This is a genomic window from Haliscomenobacter sp., assembly GCF_033763495.1.
Lineage (GTDB): Bacteria > Bacteroidota > Bacteroidia > Chitinophagales > Saprospiraceae > Haliscomenobacter.
In genome coordinates this window covers 51417-70166 of sequence record NZ_JANRKL010000202.1, presented here as the reverse complement: position 1 = coordinate 70166, position 18750 = coordinate 51417, and the positions used below count along the sequence as shown (strand labels likewise).

The 18750-nt window shown below is 47.1% G+C and carries 12 protein-coding genes; 6 read left to right on the top strand and 6 right to left on the bottom strand.

From position 1 onward, the window contains the following. Positions 1-47 precede the first annotated feature (47 nt). The 3 genes from SFV55_RS23460 to SFV55_RS23450 all read right to left on the bottom strand — a co-directional run bounded on the left by SFV55_RS23460 (position 48) and on the right by SFV55_RS23450 (position 4510). Entirely contained in the window at positions 48-1466 is a 1419-nt protein-coding gene (locus SFV55_RS23460) for an efflux RND transporter periplasmic adaptor subunit (RefSeq protein WP_320032000.1), read from the bottom strand. A 126-nt stretch (positions 1467-1592) separates the two neighbouring features. After that, positions 1593-3026, bottom strand: coding sequence for a TolC family protein (locus SFV55_RS23455; RefSeq protein ID WP_320031999.1), 1434 nt, complete (start codon positions 3024-3026; stop codon positions 1593-1595). A gap of 92 nt (positions 3027-3118) precedes the next feature. Further along, positions 3119-4510: a type IX secretion system plug protein domain-containing protein gene (locus SFV55_RS23450; protein WP_320031998.1), complete on the bottom strand. Its 1392-nt coding sequence runs from the start codon at positions 4508-4510 to the stop codon at positions 3119-3121. Positions 4511-4591: 81 nt separating this feature from the next. On the opposite strand from SFV55_RS23450, the gene SFV55_RS23445 reads away from it, so the two are divergent. The 3 genes from SFV55_RS23445 to ahcY all read left to right on the top strand — a co-directional run bounded on the left by SFV55_RS23445 (position 4592) and on the right by ahcY (position 7994). Continuing rightward, on the top strand, positions 4592-5203 hold the full coding sequence (locus SFV55_RS23445) for a nucleotidyltransferase family protein (RefSeq protein WP_320031997.1): 612 nt from the start codon (positions 4592-4594) through the stop codon (positions 5201-5203). A gap of 759 nt (positions 5204-5962) precedes the next feature. Next, a complete protein-coding gene (gene pdxH, locus SFV55_RS23440) occupies positions 5963-6607 on the top strand; it encodes a pyridoxamine 5'-phosphate oxidase (RefSeq protein WP_320031996.1) in 645 nt (214 codons plus the stop codon). A gap of 76 nt (positions 6608-6683) precedes the next feature. Further along, entirely contained in the window at positions 6684-7994 is a 1311-nt protein-coding gene (gene ahcY, locus SFV55_RS23435; RefSeq protein ID WP_320031995.1) for an adenosylhomocysteinase, read from the top strand. 69 nt (positions 7995-8063) lie between these two features. On the opposite strand, the gene SFV55_RS23430 is transcribed toward ahcY, so the two are convergent. Then, complete coding sequence (locus SFV55_RS23430; RefSeq protein ID WP_320031994.1) at positions 8064-8714, bottom strand: phosphoribosylanthranilate isomerase; 651 nt, start codon at positions 8712-8714, stop codon at positions 8064-8066. 105 nt (positions 8715-8819) lie between these two features. Here SFV55_RS23430 and SFV55_RS23425 point away from each other — a divergent pair, with 105 nt between their 5' ends. Then, positions 8820-9779, top strand: coding sequence for an alpha/beta hydrolase family esterase (locus tag SFV55_RS23425; RefSeq protein WP_320031993.1), 960 nt, complete (start codon positions 8820-8822; stop codon positions 9777-9779). 175 nt (positions 9780-9954) lie between these two features. Here SFV55_RS23425 and SFV55_RS23420 read toward each other — a convergent pair whose 3' ends face one another. Both SFV55_RS23420 and SFV55_RS23415 read right to left on the bottom strand, forming a co-directional pair. Then, a complete protein-coding gene (locus tag SFV55_RS23420) occupies positions 9955-11571 on the bottom strand; it encodes a sodium:solute symporter (RefSeq protein WP_320031992.1) in 1617 nt (538 codons plus the stop codon). A gap of 31 nt (positions 11572-11602) precedes the next feature. Further along, positions 11603-12712 (bottom strand): serine hydrolase domain-containing protein, encoded by a 1110-nt coding sequence (locus tag SFV55_RS23415; RefSeq protein ID WP_320031991.1) that lies wholly within the window; start codon positions 12710-12712, stop codon positions 11603-11605. Positions 12713-12949: 237 nt separating this feature from the next. Here SFV55_RS23415 and SFV55_RS23410 point away from each other — a divergent pair, with 237 nt between their 5' ends. Together SFV55_RS23410 and SFV55_RS23405 are read left to right on the top strand one after the other, a co-directional pair. Then, entirely contained in the window at positions 12950-15385 is a 2436-nt protein-coding gene (locus tag SFV55_RS23410; protein ID WP_320031990.1) for an ABC transporter permease, read from the top strand. 155 nt (positions 15386-15540) lie between these two features. Beyond that, entirely contained in the window at positions 15541-18717 is a 3177-nt protein-coding gene (locus SFV55_RS23405) for a M4 family metallopeptidase (RefSeq protein WP_320031989.1), read from the top strand. Positions 18718-18750: the final 33 nt, after the last annotated feature.

Genomic DNA, 18750 nt, shown 5'->3' with positions numbered 1-18750 from the left:
AGCAACTTTTCAACACTTCAACTTTTCAACCTTCTTAACTTAAGAATTTATTCGTCTTTCTTCTTCTTCCCATCCGAGAAGAGCTCATCCTCTTTTACCTTGCGCACCACATCTCCTTTTTTGAGTTTGCGGGCTACAACGGAATAAGGTCCAGAGACTACCTCGTCGCCTTTTTTAATACCGGATAATACTTCGATGTAGTTGTCATCCTGAATACCGGTTTTGATTTCAGCGATGCTCACCGAATCTCCTTTGCCAATGACAAAAACTACTTCCTTGAGGTCATCTTCTGTAATGTCCTCAATCACTTCATCCTCGCCGCTGCTATTGCGTACCACTTTGGCTTTGCTTTTGTTTTCATCCTTTTCACGGGTGGTTACCGCTTGAATTGGGATGGTCAGCACATTATTTTTGGTCATGGTGTTGATCTCTACCGAAGCGGACATACCTGGACGGAATGGGTAACGCTTGCGGGGTTCAACCAAATCTTTATACGAACTTGGATCAATGCCAATGCGCACTTCAAAGTTGGTGATTTGATCACTCGTCAAGGCGGCAGCGGCGGAGTTGGAGGAAGAGTTGGCAATTTCGGTTACCCGGCCTACAAACTTACGACCAATGTAGGCATCCACCTCAACATCAACCATATCGCCCAGTTTTACCCGGGGAATATCGTTTTCGGTCACATCCACCCGCACCTCCATGTTGTTCAGGTTGGCAATGCGCATCATTTCGGTACCTGCCATTTGAATGGTACCTACCACCCGTTCGCCTTTTTCCACATTCAACATTGAGATGATGCCATTGGTAGGAGAATAAATGGTGGTTCGCTTGAGGCTGGTGCGCAGTTGTTTGAGGGTTGCTTCCGAGCTTTGAATCGAAAACCGGGCACCATTGGCACTTTCCTGTGCTGATTTGATACCAGCGTCAGAAGCTTTTAGGTTGGCTTCCAAAGCACGCATATTGGATAGGGAAGCCTGGAAATCAGCTTCAGAGATGACCCCATTTTTGTACAATTTTTCATTGCGTTTGTGGATTTCTCTTGCATTTTCCAGATTGGCCAGGATTTGCTCCCTTTGGCCACGTTGGCTTTCAATCTGGGCCCGCGCGTTGGCTTCTTGTGCTTTGGCCTGATTGAGTGAGGCCATGCCTTGTTCTACCTGAGATTGATATACATCGGCGTCAATGCGGGCCAAAACCTGACCTACGCGCACCGAGTCACCTTCTTTGACAAACAATTCTACAATTTCCCCTGAAACGTCGGAACTGATTTTTACTTCCGTTTGTGGAAAAACCTTGCCGCTGGCGGCTACCACTTCCTTGATGGTGCGTAGTTCGGCTTTTTCGGCGGTTACTTTTTCGCCTTTGGGCTTATTGCGGGCTTGGATGGCGGCAACAACTACCAGAACGACCAGGAGGGCGAGTAATCCGTAGATGAGCCAATTATTGCGTTTTTTCTTTGCCATGATTTTTCGTTGTTGAGGATGTTGTGCTTGTCCCACGGCTAAAGCCATGGGTTGTTTTTTAGTCCCACGAATAAATTCGTGGGTTGTGTTTTTTGGTGGCTCCCTCGGTTAAAACCGTGGGTTGACTTAGTTCAGGGTGATTTGACGGCCTTGGTAGAATTCAACCTGCTTGAGATTGAAGATGTATTGAAACTTGGCACGGGTCAGGTCCATCTGGGCCCGGGACAGGTTGTTGCGAGCAGTGTTGAAGTCCAGTTGATTGGCTGCACCGATGTCGAAGCGCTGTTGAGCATTCTCAAAAGCCAGTTTGGAGGCTTCCTCAGCTGCTTGGGCTGCGATGTAAGACCGACGAGCAGCGCGGGCATTGGCAATGGCCGTTTGGATGTCGGTTTTCAACTGTTGTTTGGCTTGCTCATTGTTCAGGTCAACACCAGCAACGTTGATCTTAGCCCGCTCCATATTGATGCGGTTGCGGTTGTTGTTAAAAATGGGAATGGACAATTGCATCCCGATACTTTGACCAAAGTTTTGATTGATCTGGTCCGTCCAGGCTTGTTTGCCCAATTGAACTGGAATTTGGGACTCAATTTCAAAGGAAACGGGTTGGCCGTTAAAAAAGGCGGTCTGGCTGATCCTTTGGCTTTGGAAGCTGTAATTGTAGGCGCGGCTGGAAGCGTAAGAGTTCAGGTTACCAAAAAGGGATAAAGAGGGCAACATCCCTGCTTTAGCCAAATCAATACCAATCAGGGCACTTTCGCGGCGTTTTTGTCCCGCCAAGATTTGAGGTTGAGTGCCCAAGGCGCCATTGTAAATGTCTTCAATAACAAAAGCATCGGGGTTGGCGTTGGCTGGAATGGTAATTTCCGGGCGCTCGATCAATAATTCCTGAGCAGGATCGAGCAGCATCAATTGTTTGAGGGCGAGGTAACGGAGTGTCACCTGGTTTTCAGCATCAACAACTGTTTGTTCATTCAATGCAACCTGCGATAGTGCATCCAGGCGCTCATTACGTGGGCGGGAACCTGCTTCGATCAACTTTTCGGTTTGCGCCAATTGTAAGCGCGATTGATCCAGTTGAGTCTTGGCAATGGCCAATTGTTCCTCCGCCAGCAGCACATTGAGGTAATTAGCAGCTACGTTCAGCGCCAATGTATTGGCTGTGGTAGCAGCATCGTAACGGATGGCCTCCATGTCAATGCGGCTTTGGGTAATGCTGTTTTTGATTTGCCCACCACTATAAACAGGAATGCCGCCCGAAAGGGACAAACTGTTACTGGTAATGTTTTGGGAGTTAAAGGAGTTGGTGGTAGGGTCGATGGTGCGACCGAACTGAATCCCGCCACTGACCGAGGCATTGACTTGAGGTAGTCGGTTGGCCTGGTTTTGCTTGAGTGCAAGTGCAGCAGTATTGATTTGGTTTTGGGCTTGTTTGATGGAAATGCTGTTTTTGGTGGCATATTCCACACACTGTTGTAGGCTCCAGCGCTGTTGCGCGTTTAGACCCGTACACAGTAGCAATCCCAGGATTCCACCCAAGCTCAGTTTGGCGAAGTTTGACATGATGCTTTTCTTAAAAAATTTAACACAATGCAATACTAGAAAAGCACCCGCGAAAGGTAGAAATTTTTATATAAAAAGGCGGTTATTCTAGATTAGCGAATGCCGGACTGCACTTGGCCCATTCCAATGACCCGATCGTAGCGCTCGCCAAAAGGTCGGTAATAGATGATTATAGTGTACACATTTTCGGTTTCCCACCAATCGCCGTCGATTGGGCTGAGGCTCGCTGGAGCAGTATTGACATTGCGTGGTTTGGTCGCGTAAGCATAGTTGTAATAACCCTGTTTCAGGGGGGTACGTACGGTATAAGCCTGTTGCACCTCGTCAAATGTCATTTTGTACTGGGGCATCATTTGCCAATCGTTGAATCGACCAACGAGGTAAACATCCTGATTTTCGATGGGTTCATTCATGCTCAGTGAAAACTGCACCTCCGCATAATCACTACCCACCGCGTTGTTGAAGTGGTTGGCATCGTTTTGGGCCAAATCCCTCCAGTCCGCAGGGCTTGGCTTGGCTCCTTCCACCTGGTTGCTGCGGCGTTGCAGGTTCTCGTCGAGGCGCATGCCGCGTTGGTCAGCGTTGCCAATGACATAATCACCATTGAGGTCAAAAATTTGGAAGTACTGTGAACTTTCAAAAACCTGATCCTCTTTCATGATGATTTCATACCGATTGTTGACGCGGTTGATGGTGGCAATTTGAGAACCATAGATGAACAAACTGCGCATGTCCAACCAACGAAACTCCTTTCCTGCCGGAAAAACGACCTTGTCTTGGTAATCCCATACCAGGTTATTGCCCCGGTTAAAATTGGGGATGACCCCGATTACCGCATTGTCCCAGCGGTTGTTTTGCAAAATGGTAGCCTTGATTTCCTGCTGCATATTGCCAATAGGCAATTTGTTAACACTTACTTCAAAATCGATTTCCTGATGGGTTTTAAATTTGCCCACTGCTGCAGGGGGAACCAGCTTGGCGTTGATAAAAACCTTGTTTTCCAACACGATAAAACGCCGTGTCAATACCGTTACTTCTTTATTGAGGCTTTCGTACACCTGTAAAATGTAGTTGCCTGAGCGGGTAATGCGGGTATTCTCATTGGGTAAAATGAGGCGGTAATGCGAAAAAGAAGTCGTCGCTTTAAAAGAGTTGTGGTACTCCCGCAGCAGATCATTGGCGTATCCATCAATGTAATCCAACTCAGAGAGGGGAGTGGGTTTCCAGTTGATGTCGCATTGAATGACGCGATAGTAGTAGGACTTATTGTCCGCTTCCATGTCGTCAAACTCCAGCTCCAGAAGGTCGGTTCCATCCAATACCAGAATGGGCTGACTAAGGTAGAGTCCTTTTTGTGTAAATTTGACCGATTTGATGTGGGGTTGGTACACAAAATCTTCATAACGCAGGGCCGGGTCCTGGGCATGAATGCTTTGTAGGAGTACAAAAGCGCAACAAAGTAAAAGCATTGAAAACCGCAACATATTGAGCAGGGTTAATATTTACCCCAAATAACGCAAAAAAGCGTTGAACTAAGGTGAAGACCACATATTTAATTCATTTGCATGGAAAAGGCTGACGATACAACGGGCATCATAATCCTCGCCGCTGGAGCTTCAACCCGGATGGGCCAAGCCAAACAATTGCTGCGTATTGCGGGGGAAAGTCTGATTGAAAGGGCTGTAAAAACGGCCTTGGGTACAACTTTTCGCCCCCTTGTGGTGGTTTTGGGGGCCAATCGGGAACTAATTGAACCCGAACTTTTGGACTCAGAAGCTTTGAAAGTATTTAATCCAGACTGGCCTAGCGGGATGGGGAGCTCCATTGCGACAGGTTTGGTTTTTTTATTGGAACAAGCCCCTACAATTCAACAGGTATTGATTCTGGTTGGGGACCAGCCTTTGTTGGAAGCAAATACATTGTATGCCTTGGTGGAATTGCAGGCAAGGACCCAGGCCCCCCTGGTGGTTTCCGGATACACGGATACTTTGGGTGTGCCAGCTTTGTTCACCAGTACCCTTTTTGCCGAATTGGCTGCATTACATGGGGCGCAAGGAGCAAAAAAGTTGATTGAAAAATACCGGGATCAGGCAGTTGTTCTCGATTTTCCGGAAGGGGCGTTGGATCTGGATACGCCGGAGGACTGGGCGGCTTTTTTGACAAAAATCAATGTCTAGAAGTGGAAAATTGACCTCCCTGGAGACTTTGAATGTGTATTTTTGTTCCACTAAAGGGCATTTTTGTTTTTCAGACGCAGAGGACATCAATAGCCCCTGGCTTATGAAGTTTTTTGAAATAACCGATCTCAAATTCTAGACTCGAAGCGCATGAATTGCCTCCAGCTTTAGCTGGTGGATAAGCAGTAGTCTCTAGTTTTGGGCTTTAGCCCTATGTACAAAATTGAGTTTTGGGCTAAAGCCCATTCAAGTTCTGGCCATTGATCCACCAGCTAAAGCTGGAGGCAATTCAATCGCCAGGGTCTAAGAACGGTTATTTCAAAAAACTTCATTAGCCTAGGGGTATTGAAACACCCTATTGATTCGGCTTTAGCCAAGCCTTGATTTCAAACGAGGGCTAAAGCCCGATGTCATTGACTTAAGAAAAAAGGTGCATTCAGTGCAAAATTGTGCTGAAGTCTGCCAACCCCTAAAGGGGAGTACATTTTACGTATGTTTAAAATTTTGGCCTCCAGTTACAAAAGGAGTAAATCTTAAGCTAACGTAGGCTGGGCTCCCCTTTAGGGGCTGGGGGTTCTGAGGCAAGAGCACAATGTTAAATTTAATCCAAAAATCTTAAGTCAATGACATTGGGCTAAAGCCCGATCGGAGGGTATTACGCCTACCCCAGGCTAAAGCCGGGGGCTATTGATGTCCTCCGAGCAAAACGTCCAGTAGTATGATCTTTACTGGGTTCTTTTTAACAACAACTATTCTGTCATGATAAAAAATGTAGCTGACTTACGGCAGGAATACACCGCTGCCACACTCGATATCGCTGATACAGCAGCTGACCCTATTCATCAATTTGAGCACTGGTTTGCCGATGCCATCCGGGCCGAAGTAAAAGAACCCAATGCCTTTACCCTCGCAACTACCAATGCTGAAGGGAGGCCCCGAGCCAGAGTGGTTTTGCTCAAAGGTTTTGATCAGAATGGGTTTGTTTTTTACACCAATTACAGCAGCGCCAAAGCGGAGGAACTATTGGCTCATCCTTATGCTGCGATGAATTTCTTTTGGTACGATCTGGAACGTCAGGTACGGATTGAAGGCAAAATTGAGAAAGTAAGTGAAGAAACCTCTCGAGCATACTTTCAAAGTAGGCCTAAAGGCAGTCAAATAGGTGCTTGGGCATCGCCCCAGAGTAAAATCATTACCGACCGAGCTGTGTTGGATGCTGAGATGGAACGCTTGAGTCAGCAATACGCCAGTGAAGAGGTACTGCCCCTGCCACCTCATTGGGGCGGATATTTGATCCGACCAGATTTGATTGAATTTTGGCAAGGTAGGCGCAGCCGCTTGCACGATAGGGTAAGGTACCGCCTGGAGAACGGCCTGTGGCTGAAAGAATTATTAGCACCCTGATCTTTTGGCGGTTATTTTTATAAAAACTAGCTATCTTTGCCCCGCGAAATCAAAAAATTAATAAAAGTACATACACATGTCGGTAGCAACTCAATTGAAGTACAAAGTAAAAGACATTGCACTTGCCGAATGGGGGCGCAAGGAAATCACTCTTGCAGAAGCAGAAATGCCAGGTTTGATGGCGCTTCGTGAGAAGTATGGCCAATCCAAGCCATTAAAGGGTGCACGCATTGCCGGGTGCTTGCATATGACCATTCAAACGGCTGTTCTGATTGAAACCCTCAAGGAGCTGGGCGCAGAAGTGACCTGGTCTTCTTGTAACATCTTTTCGACCCAAGACCACGCTGCTGCCGCAATTGCTGCAGCCGGAATTCCCGTTTTTGCCTGGAAAGGAATGACTGAAGAAGAATACGAATGGTGTGTAGAGCAAACTTTGTACGCTTTTGAAGACGGACAAGGGCTCAATATGATCCTGGATGATGGTGGCGACCTGACGAATATCGTTCTGGACAAATTCCCCGAACTGGTGAAAGACCTCGGTGGTATTTCCGAAGAAACCACTACTGGTGTGCACCGTTTGTACGAGCGTGTAGCCAAAGGCACTCTGCCAGTACCTGCCATCAACGTGAACGACTCTGTTACCAAGTCTAAGTTTGACAACAAATACGGCTGTAAAGAATCTTTGGTGGACGCTATCCGCCGTGCCACCGACATCATGATGGCTGGTAAAGTAGCTGTAGTGGCTGGTTACGGTGACGTAGGTAAAGGTTCTGCTGCTTCTCTGCGTGGTGCAGGTTGCCGGGTGATCGTTTCTGAAATCGACCCAATTTGTGCGCTGCAAGCGGCCATGGATGGATTTGAAGTGAAGAAGATGATCAATGCGATTCCTCGCGCCGACATCGTGGTTACTGCCACGGGCAACTGCCGCATCGTTGGTCCTGAGCACTTCAAAGTGATGAAAGACAAAACCATCGTGTGCAACATCGGCCACTTCGACAACGAAATCGACGTAGCCTGGTTGAAAGACAACTACGGTCACACCAAAGATACCATCAAGCCTCAGGTAGATTTGTACAACATCGATGGCAATGACATCTTGTTGTTGGCTGAAGGTCGCCTGGTTAACCTGGGTTGTGCTACTGGTCACCCATCTTTTGTAATGTCTAACTCTTTCACCAACCAGGTATTGGCTCAATTGGAGCTGTACACCAAAGGTGACAAGTACGAAAACAAAGTATACATGCTGCCCAAAGAATTGGATGAGGAAGTAGCACGCCTGCACCTGGCCAAGATTGGGGTTGAACTGGAAGAACTGACAACCGAACAGGCTGAATACATCGGCGTTGAAAAACAAGGTCCGTTTAAGCCCGAGTACTATCGGTATTAATCGAGTCCGAGTTTTCGCTTCGAAAACAGGGAGTCCATGTCACCATTTTGGGGCATGGACTTTTTTATTTTATCCATATACCGCCTTAAAAAAGGCTTCCAATTTCACTGGATCCAAATTCCCATTTGTCCGCACGCTACTGCACAAATCGAGTCCCCAGGGCTGCACCGCATCCATCGCCGCACGTACATTTTCCGCTTTGAGGCCTCCAGCCAAAAAAACGGGTTTGGGCGCTTGTTCTACGATTTGGCGACTCAGTGACCAATTGTGTACCCGCCCAGTTCCGCCCAATTCCTTTACGGCCAAATTAGGGTTCCCAGAATCCAGCAAAAGGGCATCCACTTGTGGCGCAATTTGCAGGGCCTCTTCCACACTCCGCTCATCGATGACGTGAATCACCTGCACAATCGAAATGCCGGGTAAGGACAGTCGCAAATCGGCGTAAGACCCTTCACTCAAAGCATCTACAATCTGCACTGTATTGGTTCCCACTGCCTGCTGATGTGCGGCAATATCCGTTGCATTGGTGCGGCTGGTGAGCAAAAAACTGGCAATGGGAGGAGGCACGCTGGCTGCAATTTCCTGAATGAGTTCATCACTGATGGGGCCAGGGCCACTGGGCATTTTGGCAACCAGGCCCAAGGCCGATGCGCCATACTCAATGGCCAATTTGGCTTCTGCGAGGCTGGAAATACAGCAAATCTTTACTTTTGGAAACATTTCTTTAACGCTTTTGGTGCTTCAAATCACCCATTAGGGTGAGGACATGCGTTGGGAACTGGACTAATTTTGAGGTATCTAAATACCAAAAAACACCTCAAGATTATGAAAAAGAATTGGAAAATCACCTCAAAACTGTTGTCGCTGTTCTGCGCCCTGTGTCTCTTCAACGCCTGTGATAATGAAGAACTAGTAGACCCGGGGGGCAATGAGTTGACTGCTCAAAAACGCATCGATCATACCCTGAACGTAGATGGAAGGGACCGCGAATTCATCGTGTTTCAACCCGCTGGGATTCAAGTGAGCTCCCCCGTTCCAGTGGTGTTTATGTTGCATGGCACTTCTGGAAATGGAGAGAAGTTTTACAACATTTCTGGCTGGAAAGAAAAAGCGGCAAAGGAGAAATTTTACGCCATATTCCCTTCATCGCTTTCCTATTGCATCACGGAGGATGGTGTGAAATCCACAACCACGAAATGGAACCACTTTGACCTGGATTCCATTGCTTGTCCTGGTCAAAAGTTGTACGATGATGTGAAGTTTTTCCGGGAAATGCTGAAGTTCTTACAAACCAAATACCCCATTGATCCCAAACGGGTTTATGTGAGCGGCTTTTCCAATGGTGGGCAGTTTACTTTCCGATTAGCGGTAGAAGCTTCGGATGTAATTGCGGCGGTAGCACCTTTTGGTACCATTTTTACCAATCAAAACAAGGTGCCCCTATCACTCATTCCAATTTATCACGGTTTTGGAAACCTAGACGATCGTTTTTTTCCCTTGAACAACGGTCAGCCTTTACCCATGGGTGCAGCACTAATGAACCTTGGAGGGATGAAATTGTCTACGAGCACGATATGTAATGCTTTTGGCCTGACTTATGCCAACACTTTGAAGGAAACCGCCAATGCGGCCTTTTGGACCTTTAATACACCCACCAAAGGTAACACCAACGTGTATTACATTCATGAGTTCAAAGACATGACTCATGAGTATCCCAATGGAGATAATTACCCAATTGCAGCTACGGAGTTGTTGTGGCCGTTTTTTAGCAAATACAGCAAATAAGTGAAAAGTGAAAAGTGAAAAGTGAAAAGTGAAAAGTGAAAAGTGAAAAGTGAAAAGTTAGGAAGGCATTTCAACCCTTTCCAAACTTGGGTAAAAAAAACAAGGAACACAGTTGAAAAACAACTGGTGAATTATTTTTCACTTTTCACTTTTCACTTTTCACTTTTCACTTAAATTATCCCCTAAAACTAATCATGACAAACACTACAATCCCTACCACTACTACCGACATCACCACGTCCCAGATGCTATAACTAGTACGGTTGTCCGCTTTTTGTTGATCCGTCATGGTACCGTAGGTAAGCCCGGTAATGCTCTCAGGCGCGGGTGGAGGTGTGAGCAAGCTCACGGTAACACAAACCAACACGGAAAACAAGAAGAACCAGGCTGCAAAAGTGAGGAAGTTCATCGCGCCAAAGCTGTGCAGCAGACTACCTGGAGTCAGAGAGTCTCTACTCAATTCCAGCACCAAGCGCAACAAAGCAACCCCCAAACCCGAAATCAAAGTAGCCATCGCGCCTTTGCTATTGATGCGTTTTGAAAAAATACCCAACAGGAATACAGCTGTAATTGGTGGGGCAATGTAAGATTGCACCGATTGCAGGTATTCGTACAATACGCCAGAGATGTTTTGCATGATGGGAATCCACAAAATCCCCAGGATGACAACCACTGCTGTGGCATAACGACCTACTCCCAGGAGTTGTTTTTCCGGCGCGTCTGGGCGCAGTTTTTTGTAGATGTCTACTGTAAACAGCGTGGAACAAGAGTTAAACACCGAAGCCAGCGAACTCATCAAGGCTGCCAACAAACCAGCGGCGACCAGGCCTCGCAAACCAACTGGTGTTTTTTCCATCAACAAAGTAGCAAAAGCTTGATCTGCTGAATCCCATTGCAGTTCGCCCCGGTTTTTGAGGGCTAATGCAACCACACCCGGGATGAGGAACAAAAACACCGGAGTCAACTTCAAAAAGCCACCAAAAATAGCACCCCGACGGCCAATGGTGATGTTTTTAGCCGCCAAACCCCGTTGAATGATGTATTGGTCGGTACACCAGTACCAGGTACCTACGATGGTACTCGTAATCACCAGACTGGGCCAGGGGAAATCAGGATCACTCGCTGGGCGCCACATGTTGAGGTAGCCAGGCTCCAGAGAAGCCTTCATGCCACTCCAACCACCTACTGCGTTCAACCCTACAATGGTCAGTGTAGCAGCACCCAAAACCAACACCACGGTTTGCATTGCCTCGGTATAAACCACTGCCCGCATCCCGCCAATTACAGTGTAAGCTCCGGTCAGTACCACGGTCAGCAAGGCTCCGAACCAAAAATCGATGTGCAACAAAGAGGAAATCACGATCCCCCCGGCGTACACGGTTACCGAAACTTTGGTCAGTACATAAGCAAGCAGAGAGAAAATACTCAAAAACCAGCGCGTTTGAGCATTGAAGCGTTTTTCCAAAAACTCAGGGGTGGTGAAAATACCACTGCGGATATAAAAGGGTAAAAATACCCAACCCATCGTAACTACCAGCCAGGCGTGTAGTTCGTAAATCAACATCGGGATTTTGCCACCAGCCCCAGCCCCGGCTAAACCCACTACGTGTTCTGATCCGATGTTTGAAGCAAAAATGGAAGCTCCGATGACGAACCAACCCACATTCCTTCCAGCCAGAAAATAATCCTCGGTGGTGTCGGTTTTCCGCGTCATTACCCAAACTGCAATCCCTAGCAGCAGTACAAAGTAGGCACCAATGACCACCCAATCCAGTGTAGCAAATTGACTCATACGTTATTTTGTTTGTTTAATAGTTAACGAATCAAGGGCGATGAACAGCTTTGGCCAAATCGAGTGCCTCCAGAATTGCTGTAGTGTAAAATTCTGAATCATTGGCCAGCCAAATGATGCTCAAATCGCGTTCAGGAAACCAAATCAAGTGGGCCATAAAGCCTCCCTGGCTCCCGGTATGGCCGATACTTTTATTGGCCACCCCTTGTGGGTTCTCTTCTACAAACCAGGACAAACCCAAAAATGGAGGATCGGCGCTATTCCAGGTAGGCGATTTCCATACTGTTTGGGATTTTTGGATGGTAGCACAGTCCGCAAAAGTACAGGCTTTGACTGCCTCAAGGTACTTATGCAGTTCCTTGACTGAAGACCACACTCCACCATTTCCTGCTGCACAAAAAGTGGGGTACTCGCCATAATCGTATTCATCAAAACGGTTTTGGTAAAAACGATAGCCGTGTGAAACACCACTTTCCGGGAATGCACCATCGGTGATCACACTCCGCTGCATACCCGCTGGTTTAAAAATTCTTTCCCCAATAAACTGCTGCCACTTTTGGCCGCTGACTTGTTCAATGATCAATGCCAAACCGTTAAAAGCTGGGTTGGAGTACTCAAAACGGCTTCCAGGCTCGAAATGTAAGGAATTCGTTCTTTTTAACGGTGCAAAATTTTCCAAATCTTTTGCAGTAAGGTAGAAAACGCTGTCTTTGTCTACGTTTCGGTTGTCAGGTAAGCCTGAAGAGTGGGTTAGCAGATGCCGAATGGTGATTTTTTTGACCACTTCCGGGTGTTCAAAATCGGGAAAGTATTTCAGGATGGGATCTTCGATAGATAGTTTACCTTCTTTTTCCAAAAGCAATATGCCATAAGCGACGAAGGTTTTGGAGATTGAACCCACGTTGGCTAAAGTATTTGCGCTGAATTTTTCACCAGTTTTGAGGTCAGCCAAACCAAATGATTTGGCGTAAAGAACCTTTTTGCCTTGTTGGATCAAAAAACTACCGCCGGGTTCATTGGTTTTGATGCGGGATTCTAATAGGGCATCGAGCCTGCGGCCCAATTCTTTTTTATCAATACTCTGTCCTTGAACAAAAGATATAAAAAGTAGCGGCAAGAAGAGGAGTAACAGGGTACGCATAGATTATGAATTAGAAGTCTGCACAAAAAAAGTATTTTCTGAGAACAAAGTGGATTTTATTTGAACACCTTAGACAGCTTAGGGCACCTCAGGATTTCTAAGGTGCCCTAAGCTGTCTAAGGTGGTTCAAATAAAAAACTGCACGAAGCGTAACAAAACAGAGTTTTCCTCAAAATTGTGTAACTCCCATAGGGGCAAAGCTCGTCTCTATTCATCTACTACCAAAAGCGAATTGCCATGCTGCACAATTACCTGACGATTGCCCTGCGCAACCTGCGCAAACACAAAACCTTCAGCTTTATCAACATCATGGGTCTGGCCATCGGGATCGCTGTTTGTTTACTGATCCTGCTTTGGGTAGTGGATGAACTGAGTTACGACCGCTGGAACGACAAATTCGATCGCACTTATCGCGTAGCAGGTGAAGTGAAATTTGGCGGTTTGCACAGCAGTTTTGCGGTAGCACCAGCACCAATGGCCGCAGCTTTGGTGGCCGATTTTCCAGAAATAGAAACAGCGGTGCGTTTTCGGCAACAAGGCTCTTTTTTGATCAAAAGTAAAGTACAAAACTTCAAAGAAGACCGCGTCATTTTTGCAGACTCCACCTTATTCAAAGTTTTTAGCCTGAAAATGCTGCAGGGCAACCCTGAGCATGCCCTGAATGCTCCTCAAACGATCATCATCAGCAAATCGATGGCCGAAAAATACTTCCCATCAGAGAACCCTCTCGGCAAATTCCTAACCCTCGACAACAAAACAAGGTACAATGTAACTGGTGTATTTGCGGACATGCCCACCAATAGCCATTTCAGGATGGATTTTTTCTGTTCCATGAGTACCCTGGAAGAATCCCGGGACCAGGTGTGGTTGAGTTTTAATTTTCATACCTATTATATTTTGCGCAAAGACGCAAATCCAGCCGCGTTTGAAGCAAAATTGTTTCCCCATCTGCTCAAAAAATACATCGACCCTCAATTGACCCAGATGATGGGAAAAACGTATGCCGAATTGGAAAAAGGAGGCACTTTGGTCAAATTTCACCTGCAACCCTTGGGCGATATCCACCTCAAGTCAGATATGGATGTAGAACTAGCCGCCAACGGCAACATTCAGTACGTCTGGATTTTTGGCATGGCTGCCTTGTTTGTGCTTTTGATTGCGGTGGTCAATTTTATGAACCTCTCTACCGCACGCTCAACCTTGCGGGCCCGGGAGGTGGGAGTACGTAAGGTGGTTGGCTCGCAACGTTCGGCTTTGGTTGGGCAGTTTTTGAGTGAATCGATGGTTTTGACCTTTTTTGCCCTTTTTTTGGCACTGTTGCTGAGTTGGGTGGCCTTGCCGTTTTTTGCACAAATTGCGGGTAAAAAATTCCTTTTCCCTTGGACTAGCCCCCTGTTTTGGCTTTCCGTAATGGGGGGAGGTATTTTGGTCGGTTTGCTGTCCGGGTCCTATCCAGCACTTTTTCTATCCGGTTTTCAACCCATTCGTGTGTTGAAAGGCCGCTTTTTTGATTCGGGGAAAGGCAGAAATTTGCGTTCTGGGTTGATCATATTCCAGTTTTTAATCGCCATTTTTTTAATCTCTGCATCCATCGTCATTCGTGGGCAATTGAGCTTTATTCAAAACAAACAGCTGGGTTTTAGCCGGGATCAGGTTTTGGTGGTCAACGACGCCTATGCTCTTGATAAGAACCTCGATGCCTTTAAAAAGAACCTCAAAAACTTACCCTTTGTACAAAATGCTACACTGAGTGGTTTTTTGCCAATTGAGTCCAGTCGCTCTAATGGTTCGGTTTGTTCTACTCCCAGTTTGCAGGAAGAAACCTGTCAAATCATGCAACAATGGGAGGTTGACGAGGATTATGTGCCTACTCTGGGAATGGAAATTGTCAAAGGACGCAACTTTTCTGCGGAAATGCCCGGCGATTCCAGCAATGTAATCCTCAATGAAAAAGCGGCAAAAGGATTTTTTGGTCAGGAGGACCCACTTGGAAAAACCCTCTATTTTCATGGTGACGTGGATGCGGAAGGCAAACTCTTGAATAAAATGTACACGGTGATTGGTGTGGTTAAAGATTTTCACTATGAATCCCTGCGACAAAACATCGAGACCTTGTGTTTAAAATTGGAGCGCAGTGCTGGCAACATCTCGATTAAACTGTCAAATACCGACTTGCCCGCAGCATTGAGCCGCATTGAGGGGGAGTGGAAAAAAATGGCGGGTGGTGCACCATTTTCCTGGCAGTTTATGGATGAGCGTTTTGACGAGATGTACCGCGCTGAGCTGCGTGTTGGCCGCATTTTCAACATTTTCACCATACTGAGTTTATTAGTGGCTTGTTTGGGCTTGTTGGGACTTGCTGCCTTTACAGCCGAACGACGGACTAAAGAAATTGGTATCCGCAAGGTCTTGGGGGCCACGACCCAAAGCATCATTGCCTTATTGTCTAAAGAAATTGTACGCCTGATCCTCATTGCAGCGGCAATTGCCATTCCGATGGCCTGGTGGGGGGCCGCCCAATGGCTGCACAATTTTGCCTACCGCATCCCGGTGCCCTGGTGGGGATTTTTTTTGGCGGGTGCGCTGGCTGTTGCTGTAGCCTTGGTGACGGTGACCTTACAAAGCATGCGCAGCGCACGGATGGAGCCAGTGAAGTCCTTACGTTCGGAGTGAAATTGCTTTGGTGATTTTGTTGGGAATTGGGGGGATAAATAAAAAAACCGATCTTGTGCATCCACGACAGCTTGATTGATGTCTGTAAAGCTGTATCCTGGCACTTTTAATGTTTATTTATTTCCCCTAACTTTCCCTCTCCAAAATCCACCATGATGAGAATAATCCTGACACTTTTATGCGCTGTACTGTTTTTGCAAGTACACGCCCAGTTCAAACCGATTCCCCAGCGCAGCACCAGCACTGGTCCAAAGGAACAAAATACCCATATCCCAATCAAAGCTTTGCCGCGTTTTGCGCAGAACAACAGCGCTTCTAATCAAAGCAGCATCAATTACAGTAATTTACCTAAGCTTAAATTGAGCCTCCGCAAACCCATTCCGGGCCCGCTGATGGTACGGGATGAAAAAAGTAGCCTGCCCATTTTTATTGAAGGCGAGGTAGAGGGTTTGCCCGAGTTGCGCGACGCGCCCAATAGTCAAAAGGCCATTCAGTACCTCGATCACTTTAGCAAAGACCTGCGCATTGCCAACCCTGGGAAAGAATTTGTGCTGGTCAGCCAATCCACGGATGAGCAACGACAAAACCATCTACGTTTTCGACAGCAGTTTCAGGGGGTTGAAGTATATGGAGCTGAAGTGCTGCTGCACGAGAAGGATGGTAAAATTCTCCTCTTCAACGGTCGTTACTTCCCCACGCCGGCACTGCGCTCGGTAAAACCTGCAGTGGACGCGCCTCAAGCCATTCAAGCAGCCTTGGCTGATGTGCAAAAAAAAGAAACCTTACGCCCGCTTTCCGCCGCTGAAGTAGATATGGTGGGTGAACAAATCGCCAAAAAACAATTGGTCATTCTGCATACCGGTCCGGATCAAGATGTACCTAAACTGTGTTGGTATTTGGAAATTGCGCCCAATTTGCACGCCCGTTGGGCTTATTTTATGGATGCTGAAAGTGGAGCAGTATTGAAAAGTTACTCCCTCCTGTGCAAATTGAAGCACCAAGGCGCAAATAAAGCGAACACTCCTGCCCATTTCCACACTCATGAAAGTATTGCTGAAGTACAAACCAGCGCCAAACTTCCCATGCTCGACGGCAATGCTACCGCCAAAGCCAAAGACCTTGGGGGGGTAGAACGCACCATTAATACTTACCTGATTGGTAACACTTATTTTTTACTGGATGCCAGCAAAGACATGTTCAGTCCCACTACTTCTGATTTGCCACAAGAGCCCAAAGGAGCTATTGTCACGCTGGATGTGCGCAATACCCTTAAAGCTGACGGTAGTTTTGATGCTTACTTTTTTACCAGCAGCAACAATACCTGGGCTGCTGCTAACGCAGTGAGTGCCCATTTCAACTCCAGTGTAGTGTACGATTATTACCGGAATACCTTCGGCCGCCAATCCATCAACGGCACAAAAGGCACCATTCGTTCTTATGTCAATATGCCGGATGATGATGGCTCCTCACTTGAAAATGCTTTCTGGAATGGTGACGCCATGTTTTATGGCAACGGTGGCTCCTCAGTTCGCAGCTTGGCTCGGGCCTTGGATGTAGCTGGCCACGAAATCACTCACGGAGTCATTCAACATACCGCCAATCTGGAATACGAAAATGAACCCGGTGCGCTCAACGAGTCCTTTGCCGATATATTTGGTGCCATGATCGATCGTGATGATTGGAAAATAGGTGAAGATGTGGTATTACCCACCGCTTTTCCCACTGGTGCCTTGCGCGATTTATCCAATCCACACAACGGTGGAACAAGTTTAAACGACGAGGGCTGGCAGCCAGATAAGTATTCGGAACGGTATACTGGTACCGAAGACAACGGAGGGGTACACATCAATAGTGGCATCGTGAATCGCGCTTTTTTCCTCTTTGCCACCCAGGTGGGCAAGGAAATGGCCGAACAAGTGTATTACCTGGCATTGAGCAACTACCTCACCCGCTCCTCCCGTTTTGTGGATGCACGTCTGGCAGTAGTACGTGCTGCCCGTGAAAAAGGTGGCGAATCTGTGGCCAAAGCAGCAGAGTCTGCATTTGAAACGGTGGGTATCCGCGTAGGTGCCCCGACTGCACCCCCAGTGGACCTGAGTTTCAACCCTGGTACTCAGTTTATTATGGGCGTAAAAGCTGACTACCGTGGAATCGGCATTTTTAATACCAACAAAACCACCGTTTTGGAATTACCCATCGCCAATGGGGTGTTGCGCAAGCCCACTGTATCCGATGCCGGAGACTTTGTCATTTACATCAATGGCCTCAAACAGCTGAAATACCTGGAACTCGATTGGGCTAAAGCAATGTATGATACCGGAACACTCAGCAACAACCGGATTTGGGAAAACGTGTCCTTATCTAAAGATGGTTTGCGCCTGGCTGCCCTGGTGACTGGTAGGAAGGGAGAAATTGGCATCATCGACCTGACTCGGACCAGCAGCAATACCCGCTATTTTAAATTGTACAATCCTTCCTACACTGAAGGGGTGACCACTGGCGATGTGGTAGGAGGGGACGCTCTGGAATGGGACCTCAGCGGGGAAACTGTAGTCTACGATGCCAATAATGAAGTGCCTCTGAGTGGTTTTGGTACCTATAATTACTGGGACATGGGGCTGCTGAATGCCTGGAATAAAAAGACCAATACCTTTGGCGATGGGAAAATCGAAAAAATATTCACAGGTTTAGAAGAGGGGGAAAACATCGGCAACCCCAGTTTTTCCAAAAACACACCTTATATATTGTCTTTCGATTACGTGCTGGACAACAATGGCGATGGCCAGTTGGATGATACCGATGACTATGAAGTACTGACGACTAATATTGAAACGGGCGATATTGGTACTGTATTTGAAAACACTACGCTGGGGGCACCCAACTATGCAACCAAAGACGACTTTATCATTTTTGATGCTAAGAGCAATTCCGGCGACGATGTGATTGCGATAACCGCCCTTAAGGCAGACAAGCTCAGTCCTAATGGCGACCCAAGCATCTTTAAGTCGGGATACATATTGGGAACCTGGTTTGCCAACGGTCAGCGAATTTTGAGCAGCAATCGGGATGAAGCCTGGCCCGAAGCCAATATAAAGGTGTATCCTAACCCATTTGGCAACCAAACATTGGTGGAACTGGAACTGGAAGACAATCAAATTTTACGCATGGAAGTGCATGACCTCTTTGGGCGGATGATTCGGCAATACCAATGGCAAGTAGGAGCAGGAAAAACGCAACAACGCCTGGACTTGGCTGATTTACCAGCGGGGAATTACCTGCTCCGGGTTAGTGCGGGTCAAAAAAACACGACACGGAAGCTGGTTAAGTGGTAAAAGGGTTGAGAAGTTGAGGCTACCGCAAGAATG